The following is a 20893-nucleotide window of genomic DNA, read 5'->3' as shown; positions in this document are numbered from 1 at the left end:
GCACGCCATGAGCATTCTCGTCGACAAGCACACCAAGGTCCTGTGTCAGGGTTTCACCGGCAAGCAGGGCACCTTCCACTCCGAACAAGCCATCGCCTACGGCACCCGCATGGTGGGGGGCGTCACGCCGGGCAAGGGCGGCCAGACCCATCTCGGCCTGCCGGTGTTCAACACCATGCGCGAGGCAGTGGCCGCCACCGGCGCCAATGCCAGCGTGATCTACGTGCCGTCGCCCTTCGCGGCCGATTCCATCATGGAGGCCGCCGATGCCGGCATCGAGATCATCGTCTGCATCACCGAAGGCATCCCGGTGCTGGACATGCTCAATGTCAAGGCCGCCCTGCGCGCCAATGGCGCCAAGCTCATCGGCCCCAACTGTCCCGGCATCATCACCGCCGGCGAATGCAAGATCGGCATCATGCCCGGCTTCATCCACAAGCCCGGCCGCATCGGCATCGTCTCCCGTTCCGGCACGCTCACCTACGAGGCCGTGTACCAGACCACCCAGCTTGGTCTGGGGCAGACCACCTGCGTGGGCATCGGCGGCGATCCCATCAAGGGGCTCGATTTCATCGACTGCCTGGAGATGTTCGAGCAGGATCCCGCCACGGAAGGCATCGTGCTGGTGGGTGAAATCGGCGGCACACGCGAGGAGGAAGCGGCGGAATACATCAGGGCCCACGTCACCAAACCCGTGGCCGCCTACATCGCCGGCGTGAGTGCGCCCCGGGGCAAGCGCATGGGCCACGCCGGCGCCATCATCAGCGGTGGCAAGGGCACGGCAGCGGACAAGATCCGCGCCCTGGAGGCGGCCGGCGTCACGGTGGCGCGCTCGCCCGCGGAAATCGGCCTCGCCATGCAGGCCGCGCTGGGCCGGTGAGGACGCAGGCCGTGAAAATCGCCATCGCGCAGCTCGACCTGGTGGTGGGGGATCTGGCCGGCAATGCCCGCCGCATCCTCGAGGCCGCGCGCGCGGCGCAGGCCGCGGGCGCGCGCCTGCTGGTTACACCGGAGCTCGCCCTGTCCGGCTATCCGCCGGAGGATCTGCTGTTGCGCCAGGGTTTCTGCGAGGCCTGTCTCGACACCCTCGGGGGGCTCGCACGCGAGATCAGCGGCATCACGGTGGTGGTGGGACATCCGGACCTGGTGGACGAAAACCGCTACAACGCTGCTTCCGTGCTGCAGGACGGACGCATCGTCGCCACCTATCACAAGCACAAGCTGCCCAACCATACGGTGTTCGACGAGGTGCGCTATTTCACCCCGGGCGAGGCACCCTGCGTATTCGCCGTGGACGGCGTGAACATCGGTATCAACATTTGCGCCGACATCTGGGAGACCGAGCCTGCCCGGCGCGCGCGGGAGGCCGGTGCGCAGCTTCTGCTGGTGCTCAATGCCTCGCCCTACCATATGAACAAGCAGGCGAGCCGCGAACAGGTGGTGGCCCAGCGGGCGCGGGAAAATGGCCTGGCGGTGGTGTACTGCAACCTGGTGGGGGGACAGGACGAGCTGGTGTTCGACGGCGCGTCCTTCGTGACCGATGCCGCGGGCAGGCTCACCCACCGCTTCGGTTTCTTCGAGGAAACCCTGGGTTTCGTGGAGCTCGAGGGCGCAGTGCCCCAGACCGGCGAGATCGTGCCGGAACCGCCGCTGGAGGAGCTGGTATATCGCGCCCTGTGTCTGGGCGTGAAGGATTATGTGGAGAAGAACGGCTTCCCGGGTGTGGAGCTGGGGCTGTCCGGAGGCATCGATTCCGCGCTCACCCTGGCCATCGCCGTGGATGCCCTGGGCGCCCAGCGCGTCCATGCGGTGATGATGCCCTCCCAGTTCACCGCCGACATGAGTCTGGAGGATGCGCGGGAAATGGCCCACACCCTCAAGGTGCGCTACTCGGAAATTCCCATCAAACCCATCTACGATACTTTCCTGAACAGCCTGGCGGACGAGTTCCGGGATCTGCCTTTCGACACCACCGAGGAAAACATCCAGGCGCGCATTCGCGGCACGCTGCTCATGGCCCTGTCCAACAAGTACGGCACCATCGTGCTCACCACGGGCAACAAGAGCGAGCTGGCGGTGGGCTACGCCACCCTCTACGGCGACATGGCGGGGGGCTTCGCCGTGCTCAAGGACATCCCCAAGACCCTCGTCTATCGCCTGGCCCATTACCGCAACGGCCTGTCACCGGTGATTCCCCAGCGGGTGATCACCCGCGCCCCCTCCGCGGAGCTGCGCGCCAACCAGACCGATCAGGACAGCCTGCCGCCCTACGACGTGCTGGATGGCATCATGGAGGCCTATGTGGAGCGGGATCTGTGTCCCGAGGACATCGTGGCCCTGGGCTACCGGCGCGAGGACGTGGAACGCGTGGTCACCCTCATCGACCGCAACGAGTACAAGCGCCGCCAGGCGCCGGTGGGTGTGCGCGTGACACCGCGCGGATTCGGCAAGGACCGGCGCTATCCCATCACCAACCGTTACCGTCCCAGGTTCTAGACGAGGAAAAGCCATGAAAAAGATCGAGGCCATCATCAAGCCGTTCAAGCTGGACGAGGTGCGCGAGGCGCTGGCGGAAGTGGGGGTGACCGGGCTCACCGTCACCGAGGTCAAAGGGTTCGGCCGCCAGAAGGGGCACACCGAGCTCTACCGCGGGGCGGAATACGTGGTGGACTTCCTGCCCAAGGTGAAGATCGAACTGGTGATCGCTGCCGACAAGGTGGACGCCGCCATCGAGGCCATCGTCAAGTCCGCCCGCACCGGCAAGATCGGCGACGGCAAGATTTTCGTCACGCCGGTGGAGCATGTGGTGCGCATCCGCACCGGCGAGACCAACGAGGCGGCGATCTGATCGCCTACCAGAACTGATACCAGGGCCGCGCGTTGCCGGGCTGGCGGCCCTTGAGGTAGGCGCTGTCCGGGAAGTTGCGTTCCAGCACGCGCCGGCTGTCGGCGGCGAGATCAGAAAGCTCCAGCTTCTCGTAGGCCCGCCACAGGATGGCCAGGGCATCCTCGTTGGCGGGAGCCTGGGGATACTGGCGGATGAGCTCCTTGGCCCGGTTCACCGCCGCCACGTAGGCGCCGCGCCGGTAGTAATAATGGGCGACGGCAGCCTCGTGGCGGGCCATGGCATTCACCAGATACTGCATGCGCGCCAGCGCGTCCGGCGTGTACTTGCTGTCCGGGAAACGTGTCACCAGCTCTTTGAAGGCCTCGAAGGAATCGCGCGCCGCCTGGGGATCGCGGTCGGACAGATCCTGCTGCACCACGTAGCCGAGAAAGCCCAGATCGTCGTTGAAGTTGATCAGCCCCTTCAGGTAATACGCGTAGTCCACGTGGGGATGGTTGGGGTGGAGCTTGATGAAGCGGTCGCAGGCCGCCAGTGCCGACGCGGGCTCGCGGTCCTTGTAATAGGCGTAGGCGATTTCCAGTTGGGCCTGCTGGGCGTAGCGGCCATAGGGATAGCGGGCCTCCAGCGTCTCGTAGTACTTGATGGCCTTTTCGTAATCGCCCTCGCCCAGTGCCGCCTTGGCCTCGGCGTAGAGCTTCTGGGCGGACCAGCCGCGGGTTTCGTCCTGCACTTCCGGCAACAGGCTGCAGCCCGCGAGCCAGAGGGTGAGGATCAAGGCTAAACTGAGGCGCATGGTGGTATCCGCAAGAAAGTCGGAGGATTATAGCGCAAGCCCCGCGGCGCTTTCGCCGCGCCGCTTCGTGGTGCCCGAGGTCCTCGCCGGCCGGCGCCTGGACCAGGCGCTGGCGCAGCTCATGCCCGAGTATTCCCGTTCCCGCATCCAGTCCTGGATCGAGGCCGGCCGCGTCACCCTGGACGGAACGGCGGCCAAAGCACGGCAGAAGGTCTGGCCGGGGGCGCACATCGACGTGGTGCCGCTCGTGCACCCCTCGGAGGTGCAGGCCGAGCCCGAGGCCATGGCCCTGTCCATCGTGTACGAGGACGAGGCCATCCTCGTGCTGGACAAACCCGCCGGACTGGTGGTGCATCCGGGCAGCGGCAACTGGCGCGGCACCCTGATGAATGCGCTTTTGCATCACGCGCCCGGACTCGCGCACGTGCCCCGTGCCGGCATCGTGCACCGCCTCGACAAGGACACCAGCGGCCTCATGGTGGTGGCCAAGACCGTGGAGGCCCAGACCGATCTGGTGCGCCAGCTCGCCGCGCGCAGTGTGCGCCGCGTGTATCTCGCGGTGGTGGAAGGCCGTCTCGCAGGGGAGGGACGCATCGAGGCTGCCATCGGCCGCCACCCCCGGGAGCGCACCAAAATGGCCGTGGTGGAGCGTGGCAAGCCCGCCGTCACCCATTACCGGGTGATCGAGGCACTGTCCCGCCACACCCTGGTGGAATGCCGGCTGGAGACGGGGCGCACGCACCAGATCCGCGTCCACATGCAGTCCATCGGCCACCCCCTGGTGGGGGATCCCGTCTATGGATCGCGCGAGGGACGGCGCCCGTTCCACCGCCAGGCCCTGCACGCCGCGGAACTTTCCCTCGTCCATCCGCTGACCCGTGTCGCCATGACCTGGCAAGCACCCCTGCCGGCAGACATGGCGGCACTCCTCGCCCGTCTGCGCACACCATGAATCCCGTCTGCCTCGTTCCGGACTGGCCCGTGCCGGCACGGGTGCGCGCCCTGATCACCACCCGTGCCGGCGGCACCAGCGTCGGGCCCTATGCCAGCCTCAACCTCGCTGACCACGTGGGGGACGATCCCGCCGCTGTGAGGGCAAACCGTGCCCGGCTGCGTGCGCTGCTGCCGGCCGAGCCTGTCTGGCTGGAACAGGTGCACGGCACGGACGTGCTGTGCGTGGAAACGGGCGGCGCGCGCCGGGCCGACGCCGCCGTGAGCCGCACGCCGGGCACGGTGTGTGCCGTGCTCACCGCCGACTGTCTGCCGGTTCTCCTGGCCGACCGTGCGGGCACCGTGGTCGCGGCCGCCCATGCGGGCTGGCGCGGGCTGTGTGCGGGCGTGCTGGAACGGACCGTGGCGGCGATGGACACCGATCCCGGCCAGCTCCTCGCCTGGCTGGGACCGGCCATCGGACCCGAAGCCTTCCAGGTGGGGGATGAGGTGCGGGCGGCCTTCCTCGCGGTGGATGCTGCTGCGGCGGCGGCGTTTCGCCCCGACGGCCCGGGCAAATGGCGGGCCGATCTCTATGCACTCGCCCGCCAGCGCCTCGCGCGCGCCGGGGTGCAGGCGCGGTATGGCGGTGGGTTGTGCACCTTCTCCGATCCCGGGCGCTTCTTCTCCTACCGCCGCGACGGCACCACCGGACGCATGGCGAGCCTCATCTGGCTTTCCGGGTGAACGATGCAGCCATTATCTCCCACGGCAAAGATTCCTCCTTCCCCGCGATGAAGGCAGCAGGCCGTGACGAGGCCGGTGGAAATCTGGCGCGAGCAGGGCCGTTCCTGGCCTGCAACGAGATCGGCGTGAGGGATGGGCACAGAAAACGGGGCGAAGAGACCATGACTTCATCATGCGAGATGGGCGGCGTGGTGAGGTACCTGGGTAGGCACCGTCCACCAGTGTCCATCGGAAAAGGTATATGCAAGGGTTGGTCGTGCCGATACCGACCGGGCCGGCTTGGGCACCGGCATCATTTGCTTGGTCACCAGAGGGGCCAGGCACAACCAAGGCGCCATTGCACGCGGAGCGGCTCCAGTTCCGCCGGACTCCGCCGGGAACGGCCTGCCCTCGCCTGGGGGTGGGCCCCAGTAGGGCAAACCGTGTCCCTGCGGGGTTGGCGGGATGGCTATTTTTTCTCGACGATGTCACCCTTCATGCTGGCGAGGGCGCCAAGCAGCTCCTTCTTCTCCCGCTCCGGCACTTTGAATTTGTCGAGACTCTTGACCAAGTCCTCCACGAGGGCATTGAAGTGCGCTTCGGTGATGCCCATTCCGGCGTGAGCCTGCTTCATGCTCTTGCCAGTGTATTTGCATGGACCACCGCTGGCTTCGCAGATCTGATCGACCAACATTTTCTTCAGATGGGGGATGTTGGTGTTGGCGAAAAAACCATTGATGCGCGAGTCTGCCGCCACGTTGCCGACGAAGTCGTCCACCACTGCCTGAATGGCAGGCTTGCCGCCCAGGCGGTCATACAGCGGTTTGTCGTGGTGCTTGGCCCCCATTCCGGCATCGGCTGCGCAGCCGAACAAAAGCCCGACCGTGAGCAGTGTGGGAGCGAAAACGCGATTGATTGGACTGTGCATGTCGTTACTCCTTCTGTGCAGGTTGACACAGGGACGTCCCCTGTCTCCCATTTACGCACGGGAGACGCGTTTGGATGCATCACAGTGCCTGCGTGCTCCCCTGATAAAGGATTGGGCCGGTGGGCAGACCGCTGGGTGACCCGCCCGCCGGCTCCAGGCTGACCGCGATGGTGCTTGAAGCCCGAAGCCCGCGAACGACCTCCGGCGGCAGCTCGAACGACGCCTGACCGTTGCCTGGCAGCAAACCCAGGGATATGGGCCGGGTGGCATCGGCGGGAATCAGCCACAGCTCGAACGATTGACCGGCACCGGGCGATAGCGGTCGCAACGCGGTGATTTTCAGGACGGGCCGGCCGTGGTTTCCTGCCGCGACGACGGCCACCCATGCCGGCTGATTGCCGGCGTCGGCCAGGACGGCTCCCAGCATGGGGCCCGGTGTTTCCGGCGCCAGACGTACAACCTGAACCGTCAGGACGACCGCTGCGGCGACTGCCAGGCCCGCTATGGCGCGCCAGACGTTCACCCGGTCCCACCACGAAAACATTCTGTCGGGCGACCACCCGAAACCAAGCCGGGTTTGGATCATGCGCCACACACGGGCCGGTGGTTTGACCGGCGGTGCCGCGATGGCCAGGCGATTGAGCTGCATCTCCCACCTGCCAACCAGTTCCCGCAGCCCGGCATCACGTATCAGCAACCTCTCGAAACGCTGGCGGGCGCGGCCGGTAAGGGTCCCCAGCACGTATTCGCCGGCGAGCAGGGCGCGCAAACGAGGATCTTGGTATTTCATAGCGCAAGACATTTCCGGAGTTCGTCCAGGCCACGCCTGATCCAGCTTTTGACTGTGCCAAGCGGCTGGCCAAGCCTGTGCGCCACTTCCTCATGGGTCAGGCCATGATAGTAGGCGAACGCGATGACCTGGCGTTGCACCGCTTTCAGCTGCGCCATGCACTCCCTCAATGCGCCAAGGGTGGCGGACGCCAGGGCTTTCTCCATGGGGCCGTCTTCCCCCGGGGGCTCCTGCGTGTCTGCCATCTCTTCATCTTCCTCGCGCAACCTGTCCGCCCGACGCAACCAGTCGATTGCCCGGTTGCGCAGAATCGCCGCCATCCATGCCAATCCAGGACCCCGGTCCGGCCTGAACGCTTCCGCCTGGCGCCAGATGGTGATGAAACAGTCCTGCAGCACGTCCTCGGCCCAGTCGCGGCGCCTGAGGATGCGCAGCGCCAGGCTGTAAAGGCGGGGCGAAGCGTGGCGGTAGAGTTTGGCGAACGCCTGCCGATCCCCTTGGGCGCAGCGGATGAGAAGATCCGTTATAAGTGCCTCGGTATCGGTAGCCATGATCTCGGCAGGGTTGTCGTCTGGCATGGTCGGTCGTGCGAGGCTTTTCGTCGGCGGATCTGGGGTGGCGCCCGGGGGAACAGGGGCTTTAGGCATTCTACGTTCGACCCGGCCTCGTGGATGCACAATGGTCCAGCGGTGCGCAACAAGCGTCAATCCGGGGCGACTCCATGGGGCTGGGCCCGGTGGGAGCCAGGGTCCTTCCGGCTGGTCCACATGCCACACCATGCGCCATGCTGTCCGGGTCGGGGCGTCTTTTGCTACCATGCCTTCCATGAGGTCCGGGCCGCACGGGGTGCGGCGTCACACGAAGCCAACAAGGGGAGACCCATGAGACTTTTTCTGGCGGGATTCTTTTTCTTCGCCCTGGTGGCGAGCCACGCCGCCGAATACCGGCCGGCGCCTGCCATCCCCGGGGGTGCGGGGGCGACGGTGAGCTATGTGTTCGGCTTCCATCCCCATCTCAATCCCCAGGAGCTGGTGGCGGCCTACCAGCCCATCCTCGATTACCTGGAGCAGCACATCCCGAACACCCGGTTCCAGCTGGAGGGCGCGAAGGATTATCCGGAATTCGAAGCCAGACTCGCCGCGCGGCGTTACCATTTCGCGCTGCCCAATCCCGTGCAGACACTGATCGCCCAGCGCGCCGGCTACCACGTGATCGCCAAGAATTTCCCGGACGAGGATTTTCGCGGCGCGCTGGTCACCCGCCAGGGTCGCATCGGCCGCCTGGGCGAGCTGTCGGGTGCGACCCTCTGTTTCCCGTCGGAAACCGCCGTGGCCGCCACCCTGCTGCCCCTGTGGCATTTGCACCGGCATGGCGTGGACGTGAAAACGCTGCGCTTCCAGTACACCGGCACCCAGGTGGCGGCCCTGCTCAATGCGGTGTCCGGCGATGCGGCCGCCTGTGGCGTGTCGGCGCGCTTCCTGCGGGCGTTCCAGCGGGACGAGCCTGAAAAGGCGGCGCGTCTCGCCGTTCTGTTCGTCACCGAGCCCTCGCCCCACAATGCCATCGTCGCACGGGACGACGTGCCGGCGGCACTCAGGGAGAAGGTCGCCGCCACCCTGGCGGCCATGGCCCGCGACCCCACGGTGGACGCGGCGCGCTTCAAGCTCGGGCAGCACCGTTTCCAGCGTGCATCCGACGAGAGCTACCGTCCCTTCCGGGCCTTTCTCGAACGCTATGACGCGGAGATCGGCCTGCCCGCCGCCCTCAAGCCGGTGATCGCGCGGTAGGCGGCCGATGGCACGGTTCTGGCATTCCCTGCGCGGGCGCATCCTCGCCAGCGTGATCCTGGTTCATGCCTGCCTGTCGGGCTACATCGCCTGGGATTCGGTCACGCGGGAGAAATCGCTGCTGGGCGAGCAGTTCCGCGCCCAGGCCGCGGCCCTGGCCCGCAATCTCGCCACCAGCGGCGGCGCGGCGCTGGTGAGCCGCGACCTGGATACCCTCGACGCCCTCACCGATGCCCTGCGCCAGGTTCCCCATCTTGCCTTCGCACTGGTCACCGACCAGACGGGACGCGTGCGCGCCAGCAGCGATGACAGCCTGTTCGACCAGGTGCTGGGCGATGAGGCGAGCCGTCGGCTGTTCGGCGCGGGCGGAGCGCAGGTGCTGGAGCACGGCGGGGTGGTGGATGCGGTCCATCCCGTGCAGGTGGCAGGGCGTACCGTGGGCTGGGCCCGGGTGGCGTTTTCCCGCGCCAGCCTGGATGCCGCCGTGACCCGCCTGGTCTGGCGGGGCGTGGGGTTCACCGTGCTGGCCATCGTGCTCGGGGGATTCGTGGCGTGGGGGGTGACCCAGGCGGTGACGCGGCGGCTGGCGCGCCTGTCTGCCGCGGCCGATGCCGTGGCAAGCGGCAATCTGGACGTGCCCATAGAAGGCGATGACCAGCCGGACGAGGTGGGCCTGCTGGCCCACGATTTTCGCGTGATGGTGGGGGCCCTGCGTGCCGAGCGGGCGCGGCGCGACGAACTGGAAGCGCGCCTGTGGGAGGAGAAGGAGCTCGCCGAGGTCACCCTCACCTCCATTGGCGATGCCGTGATCACCACCGACGTGGCAGGCCAGGTGACCTTCATGAACCCGGTGGCGGAACGCCTCACGGGCTGGCAGAAGGAAGAAGCACGCGGCAAGCCCCTCACCCAGGTGTTCCGCATCCTGGACGAAGCCCGCCGCGTGCCCATCGTCAATCCGGTGGAGACGGTGCTCTCCACGGGGGAAGTGGTGGGCCTGGGCAACCACACCCTGCTCATCAGCCGCGACGGCCGGGAGCTCAACATCGAGGATTCCGCCGCGCCCATTCGCGACCGCGAAGGCGACATCCTGGGGGTGGTCCTGGTGTTCCACGACGTGACCGAGGCCCATGCCCTGCAGGCCAAGCTGCGCTGGGCCGCGAGTCACGATCCCCTTACCGGCCTCTACAACCGCGCCGAATTCGAGGCGCGTCTCCAGGCGCTTCTGGAAGTCACCCGGCCCGGCGATCATCACGCCCTGCTCTACGTGGACCTCGACCAGTTCAAGGTGGTGAACGACACCTGCGGTCACACGGCAGGGGATGAGCTCCTGCGCCGCCTGGCCCTGGAGATGCAGACCCAGGTGCGCCTGCACGACGTGCTGGCCCGCCTGGGGGGCGACGAGTTCGGCCTGCTTCTGCCCTATACCAGCCGCACCCGCGCCCGGGAGATCGGCGCGGCGCTGCTTGGCCTGCTGCAGAACCACCGCTTCCTGTGGGAAGGCCGCACCTTCACCACGGGCGCCAGCGTCGGGCTGGTGGCCATAGACGGGCCCGGGCACAGTGTGGCCGAGTTGCTGTCCGCGGCGGATACGGCCTGCTATGCGGCGAAGGAGGAGGGGCGCGGCCGCATCGTGGAATACGTGGCGGAGTCGGTGGATTTCCGGCGCCGGGCCGAGGAGATGGACTGGGTGGCGCGCCTCACCGAGGCCCTGGACCAGGACCGCTTTCGTCTGTTCTGGCAGCCCATCCGGCCGGTGAACGGCGAGGAGCCGCTGCGTCACGGCGAGGTGCTGCTACGGCTCATCGAGGCCGACGGCAGCCTGACTCCACCCGGGGCCTTTTTGCCTGCGGCGGAACGCTACCAGCTCATGGGCCGCATCGACCGTTGGGTAATGGAGCATGCCTTCCGGTGGCTGGCCGGGCATCCGGGGGATTTGTGTCTGTCCATCAATCTCTCGGGTCAGTCCCTCACGGACGATGGGCTGCTTTCCTGGATCGAGGAGAGGCTCAAGCACTATGGCGTGCCCTGCCCGAGGATCTGTTTCGAAATCACCGAGACTGCGGCCATCGCCAACCTGCAGCGGGCCATTTCCTTCATGGACGCGCTCCGGCGCCTGGGCTGCCGCTTCAGCCTGGACGACTTCGGCGCGGGGCTCTCGTCCTTTGCCTACCTGCGCAACCTGCCCATCGATTTCGTCAAGATCGACGGTGCCTTCGTGCGCCGTATCGTGGAAGATCCGGTGGACCGTGCCATGGTGGAGGCGGTGCGCGACGTGGCGCGGGTGATGAACATCGAGACCGTGGCGGAGTACGTGGAGACCGAGGCCATCCTCGCCATGCTGGGCGACTTGGGCGTCCACTATGCCCAGGGCTGGGCGGTGGGACGGCCGGTGCCGCTGGACGGTGTGGCCTGAGTCGTCTGGGTCAGGCGGCGGGGGTGGAAGGCGGCGACCGCGCGCCGGAAATCCTCCACCGCGCCGGGATCGGTTGCACGGCCGTAGCGCAGCGCCGCATAGCGGTGGGCCAGGGCCGCCACCGGCGGGGCCAGATCGGGCCGCGCCCGGCCCACCCGCTCGGCATAGGCCAGCGGACCTTCCTGGGGCGCGCGCGGCAGTCCCACCCGGGCGAGCCTGCGGTTGAGCTTCAGCCAGGCGGCCTGGACCGGGTCCGCCGGGGTCCGTTGGCGCAGGGTGAGGGCGGCGAGCAGGCCGAGGGTCAGCGCCAGCGCCCCCAGCAGCATCCAGCCCAGCTCGCGCCAGGAGACGATGCCCAGCCCCAAGCGTGCGAACAGTCCCACCTGGCGTTCCTGGTCGAAACCGATCACCCACTGGTTCCAGCGGTTGTTGAGAGCGTCCCAGTTCAGGCGCAGAGTCCTGAGCCAGGTCCATTGCGTGCGCATGAGATAGGGCAGGGACGCTTCCGCGGGCAGGGCGGCGGCGATGCCCTGTTCGATGCGCGCGGCGGAGACGGCGGCGGTGGGATCGACCCGTAGCCAGCCCTGTCCTTGCAGCCAGACTTCACTCCAGGCATGGGCGTCCGACTGGCGCACGATGTAATACCCCCCCAGGCTGTTGAATTCCCCGCCCTGATAACCCGTCACCACCCGGGCCGGCACGCCCGCCGCGCGCATGAGGAAGGTAAAGGCGCCTGCATAGTGCTCGCAGAAGCCGCGGCGTGTGTCGAACAGGAATTCGTCCACGCCGTCCACCCCCAGCAGGGGTGGGGTGAGGGTGTAGTGAAAATCCTCCTCCCGGAACAGACGCAGCACGGCTTCCACCACGTCCCGGTCGGAGCGGGCGGCGCGCCGCAGCTGTTGCGCCAGGGCGCGGGCGCGGGGATTGCCGGCAGGCGGCAGCTGCAGCGCGCGGGCGAGGGTTTCCGGATCGGCGTTTCCATCCAGCCGGTGCCGGGGCAGGGCCACGAGATCGAAGCGCCGCCGCTGGGTGATGGGTTGATCCGCCAGCAATTGCAGGGTGGGTGCAAGGCCGGTGTGGGGCGGCAGGTTCAGGGGGTCGGCCACGTCCAGGGCGAAGATCCAGGTCTTGCCGTGGGGCTCCAGGGTGAGGGTGTAGGCGATGGAAGCACCCGTTGCTTCCACAGCCGGCTGCGCGGCGGCGTCGCGATGGGGCCGCCAGCTTCGGCCGTCGAAGAGCTCCAGGACCGGGCCGCGCCAGTAGCGTTGTGCGGCGGGTGGCGGCGCGCCCCTGAATTCGGCGCGGAAGGCTACCTGGTCCGACTGCACGAGACGGCTGATGCTGCCCGGACTCATGGTTTCGTCGAGGCCCGTGCGGCCGGCGAAGGCATCCTTGGGCAGTCCCCACAGGGGGCCCGGCAGGCGCGGAAACAGCAGGAACAGCAGCACCATCAGCGGCACCGCCTGGGCGACCAGCAGGAGAGCAAGGCGCGTGGCCGCCGCCAGGCCCTGGGCCGGATGGGTGAGCAATGCCAGGGCCATGAGCAGCCAGATTGCGGCGGCAAACAGATAGAGCGCAGCCGCGATGTCCTGCCCGTAGAGGAAGTGGGTGAGCACCAGAAACCAGCCCAGGAACACCGTCAGCACGGCGTCGCGCCGGGTGCGCATCTCCAGCAGCTTGAGCGCGACCATGAGGCTGAGCATGGCCACACCCGCCTCGCGACCGAACAGGGTGTGATAGGCGGCGAGAATGGCTGCGGCGCAGGCGAGCGCCAGCAGGATCAGCAGCGCCCGGCCGGGCAGGGGCAACCAGCCCATGCTGGCGGCCATGCGCCAGCCCAGCAGGGTGGCCGCGAGGCCCGACAGCCAGATGGGCACATGGGCGGCATGGCCCGCCGCCACCGAAAGGATGCCCAGTGCCACCACCAGGCTCTCCCGCCGCGCGAGCGTCACTTCAGCCATGGCCGGGCTCCCCAAACAGGGCGAGGGCGGCCAGACAGGCCTGCCGGTGGGCGGCGCCCTGCCCGGGTGGGATGTGTGTGCCGGGCAGCGTGAGCCCGTAGGGCACACCTGCTTCCTCGGCCTCCAGCACCGCCCGCGCGAGCCAGGACAGCCGCGTTTCCGTGTCCCCGGGCGCGTCGTCCCAGTGGAGCAGGCGGCTTGCGGCAGCCTCCCCGTGGAAGCGTTTGCTGGCCAGGGGGCCGCCCCGGGCCAGCGTCTTCCAGGCCACCTGGCGGGGTGAATCGCCAGGCACGAAGGGACGCAGTCCCGCGAAATCTTCCCGCCCCTCGCCCAGCGGGCGGCGGGCACGCCCCTCCCCCGCTCCGGGTGCGGGCGGCGGCTGTGCATGGGCGAGGGGACGGGGATAGACCATGGCTTCGAGGGACGGGCGCAGGACGGCCCAGGCCCGGAACAGACCCAGGGGATAGACGGTGGACAGGCTAAGCCGCGCCAGCGTCAGCCGGCCGCGGCGCGTGGCGGGCACGGCCAGACTCACTGGGGTGGCCCCGGTGACGTCGAAGCAAAGCCCGGCCTGACCGGGCAGAGCGAGGCACAGGGCGGGACGCACCGAGGGCGCGGCCAGGCTGAAATGGAACAGCACCTCGCCGCCCGCGAAAGCGGGGGTCGCGCCCAGGGGAGTGATCACCACGTCGCGCAGGTTGCGCCAGGTGTGGAGCATTGCGGCGAGCCCCACGCCGGCCAGCAGGAATACGAGCAGAAAGCCCAGGCTCAGGGCGTAATTGATGGACCCCGCGAGCATCGCGAGCAGAAACAGCGCGAACAGCACGCCGTGCCGGGTGGGAAGAATGTAGATGCGTCGGGCGGTGATCGCCACCGGTCCGCTCTCCGCCGGCAGGGGCCGCAGCAGAGCCGCAAGCCGCGGAAACAGCACGCTGCCGCCCATGGGCCCAGGGTCAGGGCAGGGGTACCGCGGCAAGCAAGGCCGCGGCCAGTTCCTCGCCGGTCCGGGTGCCCGTGGGATCGTGCAGGCGGTGACCGGCCACGGCCGGCAGCACGGTTTGCACGTCCTCGGGCAAAACGGCATCGCGGCCTGCGAGATAGGCCTGGGCGCGTGCGGCCTGGACCAGGCCAAGCCCCGCACGCGGCGAGAGGCCCGTCCCGTAGGGCCCGCTGCGGGAGTGGGCCAGCAGGGCCTGCACGTAATCCAGCAACGGCTCCGCGACGAACACACGCGCCACCTCCTGCTGCGCGTCGAGCAGGCTGGCGGGATCGAGTAAAGCTGTCAGCCGGGCGAGCAGGCCGCGCCGGTCCGAGCCTGCCAGCAGGGCGCGTTCCGCGCGGGGCTCGGGATAGCCCAGGGCGAGCCGCATCAGGAAACGGTCGAGCTGGGATTCCGGCAGGGGAAAGGTGCCCACCTGGTGCTGGGGATTTTGCGTGGCGATCACGAAGAACGGCTCTGGCAGCTGACGGGTGACGCCATCCACGGTGACCTGGCGCTCCTCCATGGCCTCCAGCAGGGCGCTCTGCGCCTTGGGTGTGGCGCGGTTGATCTCGTCGGCCAGGACCACGTGGGCGAACACCGGCCCCGGGTGAAACACGAAACGGTTTTCCGCGCGATCCCACACGGATACCCCGACGATGTCCGCCGGGAGCAGATCGGCGGTGAACTGGATGCGGTTGAAGTCGAGTCCCAGGGTGCGCGCCAGCGCGTGGGCCAGCGTGGTCTTGCCCATGCCCGGCAGATCCTCGATGAGGAGATGACCCCGCGCTAGCAGACAGGCGCAGGCCAGGCGGATTTCACGTTCCTTGCCCAGCACGATTTCGCCTACCTGACGCAGGGCAGCGGCAAGACGCAGGGGCAGGGGGGCCTTGGCTTCCATGGTGGGGAAGTATAGCGGCAGCACAGGCGCGGACTTGATTTCCCTGCACCTAATTCTGCCGCCGTGGGACAAGGTGCAGCCCGCCTGGCCGCGGCTTTGGGCCACTGGCTGGAGTCGTGCCCTCAGGGAGCGCCGTTGCCCCCCTCAGCCTTGCGGGGGATCGTCGCCGTAGTCCACCAGCTGCCAGGTGACCTCGACGGGGGTGTCTTCCGTGCCGCCCAATAGTCCCCTGAGCCCCGGCGCGGGGCGGCTGGCCAGGCCATAGGGCATGGGGGCGCCGCGGGGGATGAAGCGGCGGCGGGGGGTGAGGCTGACGTCTTCGTTCAGGCACTGCCACAGGCCGCTTTCGGGGCAGAGGGCGCGGCTGGTGACCCGGGTGCCCAGGGGCAGGCGCGGCGGGGTGGCGGCCGCGCCCTTGCCGGGCCCCGTGGGCCGCAGGCGGATGGAATTGACGATGGCGTCGAACAGGCGGATGGCCTGCTCGTCGGTGAGGGAGGGGGGGACGTGACGGGCCCATTTGTCCACCTTGCGCGCATCGCCGGTGGCGAATTCCAAATGGATCTGGGGCCGCCAGATGGAGCGGGGCTCACCCAGCGCCTCCCAGACGAAGTGATGGGTGGAGTAACCCTGCCCCGTGGGCAGGGTTTCGAGCACCTCCTGTCCGGCAAATGGTCCCACCATCCGCTCTCCCTTGCGCAGCATGCCGATGTGGCTGGCGGCCCAGGCCAGGGCGGCAGGAAAGGGCTTGCTGATGCGGGACAGCAGCGGGGGATCCAGCTTTTCCCCATTGGTGCGTGCATACACGGTGATCAGCACATCTGGCCAGCGGGGGATGCGGAAGCTGATGCCTGCCCGCTCGTAGTGGAACTCATCGCCGGCATCGGCGATGAAGCCCTCCTCGAGGCAGAAGCCCGGCTCGGTGGGGATTTCCTCCGGCAGGCGGTAGCGCAGCTTGGGGAGGAGTTTGGTTTCCAGGCGGGCAAGCACGGAGTCGATTTTCTTCTCGTTGAACGCCGTTTCCGACATGGAATACAACATGCCCTTGTCCAGGCGGTAGGCTTCGAAACCGAAGGTGGTGAGCTTGATGACCCATTTGGACAGCTTGAACACTTGCGCATGGGGAAAGGGGCGGCGGGATTCGACTAGGCTAAATTTCTCTTCGTGCTTGCCCGCCCGAAGCTTGGCCTCCCGCTCGGCCATGCGCTGCTCGAACAGGGCGGGGCCACCGCCCAGCCGCTCGCTTCGGATCTCTCCGAACATGTACTCGTAGCTTTGGCCGCTCACCACGGCCTCCTGGGGCACGTCGATGAGAAAGCGCCCAAAACAGACGGTGCGCATGCCGGTCATGTCATCAGCGCCCCAGGCGAGGGGGCCGAGGAGGCAGAGGACGAGCCAGCAGAGCCATCGGGACATGGGAAGCGCTCCTTCTTCGATTGGGGCAGTTCAGTCACGGGTGTGCCCTGCGCCACCAGGCGGGCGATGCAGTAGCAGACGTCGTTCCACAGCCCAGGCAAAGAACATAGACGCGGAAGAAGTTGGGATAGCGCGCCTCGTCGGGCCAGCGGATGTCAAACCGCAGCAGTTCCCGCGGCGCAATGGTCTGGCCCGGATAGGCATCGAACAGCCGGGCCACGTTGCTGTGGCTGCGATCCTGCCTCTCCTCGCTCACCGCATAGTTGTTGCGCGTGCCGTCGAAGAAAAACCCCAAAAACAGATTCTCCGTGCAGGATTCCCGAAAATCACACACAGGCGGGTGCTCGCGCAGTTCGAAGGCGGCGATTGTGTCCCTTTGCTCTTGTGTGAAGAAAACCTCCTTCAAGCTGGGCTCCGCCGCGCTGAAGGGCAGGGGCTTCGCCAGTGTCGCTCTCATGGCCGCTTCTCCTCCAGCCGCTTGATCCACTGCCGGGTCCGCTCGGCTGCCTTGGCAAAGCGTTGTTTGCGCCACTCGGCAAACGCCGGGTCATCCGGCTCGCTGAACCCTCGAACCGATTCCGGTTCCCACTTTTGGTAATGTTCCCAAGACTCCTGGATCTCCTCTGCTGTGCCCCCCTTGGCCGCGCTTTCGAAATCCGCCAGATCCCGTTTCAGCCGGTCCATCTCCTGCTGCCACAGCTTGCGCCTGTAGGCGAGGCTGGGCTGGGGCCAGTGCTTGAGCCGTCCCGGCCAGTCCACATGCCCCGGGTCCACATCACTCACCACCACCTCCACATCATCACCCCCGTAAAACACCGCCCACAGCATCCCCACCCGGCCCCCCGCATAAGGCGGCAGCTCAAACTCCCGCTCCGTGCGGGGTGCCTGCAAGGAACCTTCATACCAGTAATACCGCAGCCGCACCTTGATCCCCGGCCGCCACTGCCTGGGCAGCTCGTAGCAGCACATGGTCCCACCCGCTTCATAGGGCGCCAGCCCCGGTCCCCCTGCCGGGATTTTGGTTTCCGGGTGGATGAACAGAAACGATCCCAGCTCCTGCTCCGTGTAGTTGATCGCCGACACCGGCACCGCCACCTCGTCATCGGGCACGGAACAGCCCGCCAGGCACCCCAGCACCACCCCCACCACCCAGCCGCGCCTCATAGGCTTGCTCCTTTTCCGGTAAGACGCGTCAGCGCCGCCTCCACCCGCCCTCGCCGCCCGGCCGGGGGCACGCAGGCCGGCCAGCCGGCCATGATCGAGGAAGGGGCTGGCAAAGTCCGCAAGCAGGGGGGAGAGGTCCATGGGCGCCTCGTTCGAGGCGGCCATTGTCTATGACAGCGGGTTATGCTGCAAGCATGATGATTGCAGCTGGCGCCTGGCCATTCCCGGCTCAGCCTTGCGGGGGATCGTCGCCGTAGTCCACCAGCTGCCAGGTGACCTCGACGGGGGTGTCTTCCGTGCCGCCCAATAGCCCCCTGAGCCCCGGCGCGGGGCGGCTGGCCAGGCCATAGGGCATGGGGGCGCCGCGGGGGATGAAGCGGCGGCGGGGGGTGAGACTGACGTCTTCGTTCAGGCACTGCCACAGGCCGCTTTCGGGGCAGAGGGCGCGGCTGGTGACCCGGGTGCCCAGGGGCAGGCGCGGCGGCGGGGTGGCGGCCGCCCCCTTGCCGGGCCCCGTGGGCCGCAGGCGGATGGAATTGACGATGGCGTCAAACAGGCGGATGGCCTGCTCGTCGGTGAGGGAGGGGGGCATGTGACGCTGGTAAACGCTGCTGCCATCGCCCGTTTCCAGCTCGATGTGAATCAGGGGTGCGAATACGTCGGAGCCAGGTCGCCCCCGGGCTTCCCAGACGAACTGGTGCACCCCGTAGCCGTTGTCGGTGGGCAGGACGTCCAGCACCTCCTCACCGGGGAAGGGGCCGACCTGGCGGCTGCCCTTGCGCAGCGTTCTGATGCCTTGGGCAAGGGAGAGCAATTCGAGGGGGAAGGGTTTGCTCATGCGCTCGAGCAGGGAGGGTTGCAGCTTGGCGCCGTTGGTGTGTACCAGGGCGGAGACGGACACATCGGGCCATTGGGGGAAGTGGAAGCGAATCTCTGCCCATTCGTATTGGGGTGTGGAGCCGTCGTCGGCAATGAACCCTTCCCTGAGGCAGAAGCCCGGCTCGGTGGGGATTTCCTCCGGCAGGCGGTAGCGCAGGTTGGGGAGGAGTTTGGTTTCCAGGCGGGCAAGCACGGAGTCGATTTTCTTCTCGTTGAAGGCCGTTTCCGACATGGAATACAACATGCCCTTGTCCAGGCGGTAGGCTTCGAAACCGAAGGTGGTGAGCTTGATGACCCATTTGGACAGCTTGAACACTTGCGCATGGGGAAAGGGACGGCGGGACTCGACTAGGCTAAATTTCTCTTCGTGCTTGCCCGCCCGAAGCTTGGCCTCCCGCTCGGCCATGCGCTGCTCGAACAGGGCGGGGCCACCGCCCAGCCGCTCGCTTCGGATCTCTCCGAACATGTACTCGTAGCTTTGGCCGCTCACCACGGCCTCCTGGGGCACGTCGATGAGAAAGCGCCCAAAACAGACGGTGCGCATGCCGGTCATGTCATCAGCGCCCCAGGCGAGGGGGCCGAGGAGGCAGAGGACGAGCCAGCAGAGCCATCGGGACATGGGAAGCGCTCCTTCTTCGATTGGGGCAGTTCAGTCACGGGTGTGGCCTGCGCCACCAGGCGGGCGATGCAGTAGCAGACGTTGTCCCACACCTCGGGATGGCGTTAACTCGAGGCATGCTCTACGCCCTGCAGGCGGAAGCTGGCCCTGAGGCCGGCCCGTTCCACCTGGGCCCCCGAGGGCTCGGGCACCGTGCCATCGCCGGGGCCGTCCTTGGCCCCCAGCCGGAAGGGCACGGTGTCCTCGCCCAGGGCCACCTCGCAGCGTCCCAGCCCGTCCCAGTCCGTGGCCCGGGCCTGGCGGAGCCGCTCGCCCGCTTCCGGGCCGAGTTTCACGGGGCCGTCCTCGAAGCGGGAGGTGGCCTCCCAGCAGACCGTGTGGAAGGTGGGCAGACAGGGATCCACCCCGAAATGGGCATAGGTCTGGGGGTGGAAATAGAGGCCGAGGGTGGAATGGAATTCTTCCGCCTGAGCGAGTTGTTTTAGGAACGCTTCATAGGGTGTCTCATCCTTGTCCACCAGCCCCGCCGGATCGATGAGGGTTTCGTCCACCATGCCCCACCAGACGTCCTGCACCCGCGTGGCGTAGATCTCGCTGTAGGGGTCGGTTTCGGGCAGGCTCAGGAGGGTGTGGGTGCCCGCCTTCACCCGGAGCCAGCCCGGGGGATAGTCTCGGGTGGGCAGAAGCTCCAGGGCGCCGGGGGAGTGGGCCAGCACGCAGGTGGTGTCCGCCGCACTCCAGCCCAGCACCACGGCCGTAAGCTTGCCCACGAGGTCAAACAGGCCATTGCTTTCCGTGCCCGCCCGGAAGCGCCGGTAGGTCACGGGCGCCCCCAGCGCGGGCAGCACCCCGTGCACTACCCCCAGGATGCGCTCGGGGGCCTGCTGGGCGGCGCGCCGCGCCACCAGCCCGCCCATGGAGTGGGTTACCAGGATCACCCGGCCTTCCGGGATGAAGAAGTCGCTTGCCTGGTAGTGCGCCAGGATGGCCTCGATGCGTTCGAGCAGGCGCCGGGCGGAGCGCTCGTTGCTTTCCATCCAGTTGTAGCCGCAGGCCCAGACGGGGTAGTAGTAGTCGTCCAGGCGCTGGAAGGCCGCCGGGCTCAGGGGAGGGGCCTCGCCCCGGGCGCCCCAGCGGCGGCGGGTGTCCTCATCGAGCCGCTGGGCCCGCTGCCAGACGGCAAGCGGCGTGGCGGTGGGGCGGCCGCAGTCTTCGTACTGGTCGTTGAGGGCGCGTTCCAGGGTGAGCAGAAAGGGGCCGTAGGACTCCCAGTGCACCTCCCCCCAGCCGCGTCGGCGGGCTTCCCGGGTGTCCAGGTTGTAGCAGTCGCGGGGGATCGAGACAAAGCCGCCGTCGTCCACTTCAGTGAGGGAGGGGTGGAGTTCCCGTTGCCGCGCGGCCGGGCTTTGGCGAAAGCGCGCATGTACCTCGCTCAGCTTTTCACCCAGGGTGTTGGGCGGTCGCCAGACGGCTTTGGGTTTCTCCCCGCCCTGGGCGGGTTTGCTTTTGAGATTGCTCCCCATGATGCCCGGCACGAACACGATGGGGATGACGTGGCGGGGTGGGGCGACACACAGGGCCCGCTGGCAAAAGTCCTCCGGGCTCAAGGTGGAGTGGAATTGCGGATTGCCCCGCTCATCGAAGCACAGCGCCACACGCCGGGTGGCTAAGGGGTTGACCGTTCCCATGCAGCTTCCTGGCTATGCAGAAAGCATACAGTATCCATGACGAAGACATAGCTCGCAAGAGGGCAGACCACTGG

Annotated in this window: 19 protein-coding genes; 7 read left to right on the top strand and 12 right to left on the bottom strand. The window is 67.6% G+C overall.

Translation table 11 applies throughout. From position 1 onward, the window contains the following. The first annotated feature begins 7 nt into the window (after positions 1 to 7). From sucD to ACZ42P_RS03915, 3 genes are read left to right on the top strand one after another with little or no spacing between them, the layout of a single operon-like run. On the top strand, positions 8 to 880 hold the full coding sequence (sucD, locus tag ACZ42P_RS03925) for a succinate--CoA ligase subunit alpha (RefSeq protein WP_464898791.1): 873 nt from the start codon (positions 8 to 10) through the stop codon (positions 878 to 880). Further along, positions 877 to 2496: an NAD+ synthase gene (locus ACZ42P_RS03920; RefSeq protein ID WP_464898790.1), complete on the top strand. Its 1620-nt coding sequence runs from the start codon at positions 877 to 879 to the stop codon at positions 2494 to 2496. The genes sucD and ACZ42P_RS03920 overlap by 4 nt, the downstream gene beginning before the upstream one ends. A gap of 13 nt (positions 2497 to 2509) precedes the next feature. After that, complete coding sequence (locus ACZ42P_RS03915; protein ID WP_347307034.1) at positions 2510 to 2848, top strand: P-II family nitrogen regulator; 339 nt, start codon at positions 2510 to 2512, stop codon at positions 2846 to 2848. A 4-nt stretch (positions 2849 to 2852) separates the two neighbouring features. On the opposite strand, the gene ACZ42P_RS03910 is transcribed toward ACZ42P_RS03915, so the two are convergent. Continuing rightward, positions 2853 to 3641 carry an outer membrane protein assembly factor BamD gene (locus ACZ42P_RS03910; protein WP_464898789.1) on the bottom strand — a complete coding sequence of 263 codons (789 nt, stop codon included), beginning with the start codon at positions 3639 to 3641 and terminating at the stop codon, positions 2853 to 2855. On the opposite strand from ACZ42P_RS03910, the gene rluD reads away from it, so the two are divergent. Both rluD and pgeF read left to right on the top strand, forming a co-directional pair. After that, positions 3640 to 4593 carry a 23S rRNA pseudouridine(1911/1915/1917) synthase RluD gene (rluD, locus tag ACZ42P_RS03905; RefSeq protein WP_464898788.1) on the top strand — a complete coding sequence of 318 codons (954 nt, stop codon included), beginning with the start codon at positions 3640 to 3642 and terminating at the stop codon, positions 4591 to 4593. The genes ACZ42P_RS03910 and rluD overlap by 2 nt on opposite strands. Further along, on the top strand, positions 4590 to 5318 hold the full coding sequence (pgeF, locus tag ACZ42P_RS03900) for a peptidoglycan editing factor PgeF (protein ID WP_464898787.1): 729 nt from the start codon (positions 4590 to 4592) through the stop codon (positions 5316 to 5318). The genes rluD and pgeF overlap by 4 nt, the downstream gene beginning before the upstream one ends. 448 nt (positions 5319 to 5766) lie before the next feature. Here the strand turns inward: pgeF and ACZ42P_RS03895 are convergent, their stop codons facing one another. From ACZ42P_RS03895 to ACZ42P_RS03885, 3 genes are all read right to left on the bottom strand, one after another. Beyond that, positions 5767 to 6225, bottom strand: coding sequence for a group I truncated hemoglobin (locus ACZ42P_RS03895; RefSeq protein ID WP_464898786.1), 459 nt, complete (start codon positions 6223 to 6225; stop codon positions 5767 to 5769). A gap of 79 nt (positions 6226 to 6304) precedes the next feature. After that, complete coding sequence (locus tag ACZ42P_RS03890) at positions 6305 to 7015, bottom strand: anti-sigma factor (RefSeq protein ID WP_464898785.1); 711 nt, start codon at positions 7013 to 7015, stop codon at positions 6305 to 6307. Beyond that, positions 7012 to 7593, bottom strand: a complete 582-nt coding sequence (locus tag ACZ42P_RS03885) for a sigma-70 family RNA polymerase sigma factor (protein ID WP_464898784.1) — start codon at positions 7591 to 7593, stop codon at positions 7012 to 7014. Before ACZ42P_RS03885 ends, ACZ42P_RS03890 begins: the two co-directional genes overlap by 4 nt. A 303-nt stretch (positions 7594 to 7896) precedes the next feature. Between ACZ42P_RS03885 and ACZ42P_RS03880 the strand changes: the two genes are divergently transcribed. Then, positions 7897 to 8802: a phosphate/phosphite/phosphonate ABC transporter substrate-binding protein gene (locus ACZ42P_RS03880; RefSeq protein ID WP_464898783.1), complete on the top strand. Its 906-nt coding sequence runs from the start codon at positions 7897 to 7899 to the stop codon at positions 8800 to 8802. Positions 8803 to 8809: 7 nt separating this feature from the next. After that, positions 8810 to 11215, top strand: coding sequence for an EAL domain-containing protein (locus tag ACZ42P_RS03875; protein ID WP_464898782.1), 2406 nt, complete (start codon positions 8810 to 8812; stop codon positions 11213 to 11215). Here the strand turns inward: ACZ42P_RS03875 and ACZ42P_RS03870 are convergent. The 8 genes from ACZ42P_RS03870 to ACZ42P_RS03835 form a co-directional block, all read right to left on the bottom strand. Further along, positions 11161 to 13176 carry a transglutaminase TgpA family protein gene (locus tag ACZ42P_RS03870; protein ID WP_464898781.1) on the bottom strand — a complete coding sequence of 672 codons (2016 nt, stop codon included), beginning with the start codon at positions 13174 to 13176 and terminating at the stop codon, positions 11161 to 11163. The genes ACZ42P_RS03875 and ACZ42P_RS03870 overlap by 55 nt on opposite strands. Beyond that, the gene (locus ACZ42P_RS03865) at positions 13169 to 14119 is read right to left on the bottom strand and encodes a DUF58 domain-containing protein (RefSeq protein WP_464898780.1); all 951 of its coding nucleotides are present in this window, start codon (positions 14117 to 14119) and stop codon (positions 13169 to 13171) included. The genes ACZ42P_RS03870 and ACZ42P_RS03865 overlap by 8 nt, the downstream gene beginning before the upstream one ends. Positions 14120 to 14129: 10 nt before the next feature. Continuing rightward, positions 14130 to 15056 carry an AAA family ATPase gene (locus ACZ42P_RS03860; RefSeq protein WP_464899362.1) on the bottom strand — a complete coding sequence of 309 codons (927 nt, stop codon included), beginning with the start codon at positions 15054 to 15056 and terminating at the stop codon, positions 14130 to 14132. 144 nt (positions 15057 to 15200) lie between these two features. Further along, positions 15201 to 16469, bottom strand: coding sequence for a T6SS immunity protein Tli4 family protein (locus tag ACZ42P_RS03855; protein WP_464898779.1), 1269 nt, complete (start codon positions 16467 to 16469; stop codon positions 15201 to 15203). A 34-nt stretch (positions 16470 to 16503) separates the two neighbouring features. Continuing rightward, a complete protein-coding gene (locus ACZ42P_RS03850; RefSeq protein WP_464898778.1) occupies positions 16504 to 16926 on the bottom strand; it encodes a hypothetical protein in 423 nt (140 codons plus the stop codon). Further along, on the bottom strand, positions 16923 to 17633 hold the full coding sequence (locus ACZ42P_RS03845; protein ID WP_464898777.1) for a DUF3304 domain-containing protein: 711 nt from the start codon (positions 17631 to 17633) through the stop codon (positions 16923 to 16925). Before ACZ42P_RS03845 ends, ACZ42P_RS03850 begins: the two co-directional genes overlap by 4 nt. A gap of 229 nt (positions 17634 to 17862) precedes the next feature. After that, a complete protein-coding gene (locus ACZ42P_RS03840) occupies positions 17863 to 19131 on the bottom strand; it encodes a T6SS immunity protein Tli4 family protein (RefSeq protein WP_464898776.1) in 1269 nt (422 codons plus the stop codon). A gap of 104 nt (positions 19132 to 19235) precedes the next feature. Further along, positions 19236 to 20819 carry an alpha/beta hydrolase gene (locus ACZ42P_RS03835; RefSeq protein ID WP_464898775.1) on the bottom strand — a complete coding sequence of 528 codons (1584 nt, stop codon included), beginning with the start codon at positions 20817 to 20819 and terminating at the stop codon, positions 19236 to 19238. Between the last annotated feature and the right edge of the window lie 74 nt (positions 20820 to 20893).

It is taken from the genome of Thiobacter subterraneus (assembly GCF_055379455.1).
Note: the sequence above shows the minus strand (reverse complement) of the source record. Positions and strands in the feature narration are given on the sequence as shown.

What these genes read in the sequence shown, in the direction of transcription:
- ACZ42P_RS03895 (WP_464898786.1), bottom strand. Translation starts at nt 6,225, where the DNA reads ATGCACAGTCCAATCAATCGCGTTTTCGCTCCCACACTGCTCACGGTC.
- ACZ42P_RS03915 (WP_347307034.1), top strand. Translation starts at nt 2,510, where the DNA reads ATGAAAAAGATCGAGGCCATCATCAAGCCGTTCAAGCTGGACGAGGTG.
- ACZ42P_RS03910 (WP_464898789.1), bottom strand. Translation starts at nt 3,641, where the DNA reads ATGCGCCTCAGTTTAGCCTTGATCCTCACCCTCTGGCTCGCGGGCTGC.
- ACZ42P_RS03885 (WP_464898784.1), bottom strand. Translation starts at nt 7,593, where the DNA reads ATGCCAGACGACAACCCTGCCGAGATCATGGCTACCGATACCGAGGCA.
- ACZ42P_RS03890 (WP_464898785.1), bottom strand. Translation starts at nt 7,015, where the DNA reads ATGAAATACCAAGATCCTCGTTTGCGCGCCCTGCTCGCCGGCGAATAC.
- rluD (WP_464898788.1), top strand. Translation starts at nt 3,640, where the DNA reads ATGGTGGTATCCGCAAGAAAGTCGGAGGATTATAGCGCAAGCCCCGCG.
- ACZ42P_RS03870 (WP_464898781.1), bottom strand. Translation starts at nt 13,176, where the DNA reads ATGGCTGAAGTGACGCTCGCGCGGCGGGAGAGCCTGGTGGTGGCACTG.
- ACZ42P_RS03880 (WP_464898783.1), top strand. Translation starts at nt 7,897, where the DNA reads ATGAGACTTTTTCTGGCGGGATTCTTTTTCTTCGCCCTGGTGGCGAGC.
- ACZ42P_RS03850 (WP_464898778.1), bottom strand. Translation starts at nt 16,926, where the DNA reads ATGAGAGCGACACTGGCGAAGCCCCTGCCCTTCAGCGCGGCGGAGCCC.
- ACZ42P_RS03855 (WP_464898779.1), bottom strand. Translation starts at nt 16,469, where the DNA reads ATGTCCCGATGGCTCTGCTGGCTCGTCCTCTGCCTCCTCGGCCCCCTC.
- ACZ42P_RS03840 (WP_464898776.1), bottom strand. Translation starts at nt 19,131, where the DNA reads ATGTCCCGATGGCTCTGCTGGCTCGTCCTCTGCCTCCTCGGCCCCCTC.
- pgeF (WP_464898787.1), top strand. Translation starts at nt 4,590, where the DNA reads ATGAATCCCGTCTGCCTCGTTCCGGACTGGCCCGTGCCGGCACGGGTG.
- ACZ42P_RS03860 (WP_464899362.1), bottom strand. Translation starts at nt 15,056, where the DNA reads ATGGAAGCCAAGGCCCCCCTGCCCCTGCGTCTTGCCGCTGCCCTGCGT.
- ACZ42P_RS03845 (WP_464898777.1), bottom strand. Translation starts at nt 17,633, where the DNA reads ATGAGGCGCGGCTGGGTGGTGGGGGTGGTGCTGGGGTGCCTGGCGGGC.
- ACZ42P_RS03865 (WP_464898780.1), bottom strand. Translation starts at nt 14,119, where the DNA reads ATGGGCGGCAGCGTGCTGTTTCCGCGGCTTGCGGCTCTGCTGCGGCCC.
- ACZ42P_RS03875 (WP_464898782.1), top strand. Translation starts at nt 8,810, where the DNA reads ATGGCACGGTTCTGGCATTCCCTGCGCGGGCGCATCCTCGCCAGCGTG.
- sucD (WP_464898791.1), top strand. Translation starts at nt 8, where the DNA reads ATGAGCATTCTCGTCGACAAGCACACCAAGGTCCTGTGTCAGGGTTTC.
- ACZ42P_RS03835 (WP_464898775.1), bottom strand. Translation starts at nt 20,819, where the DNA reads ATGGGAACGGTCAACCCCTTAGCCACCCGGCGTGTGGCGCTGTGCTTC.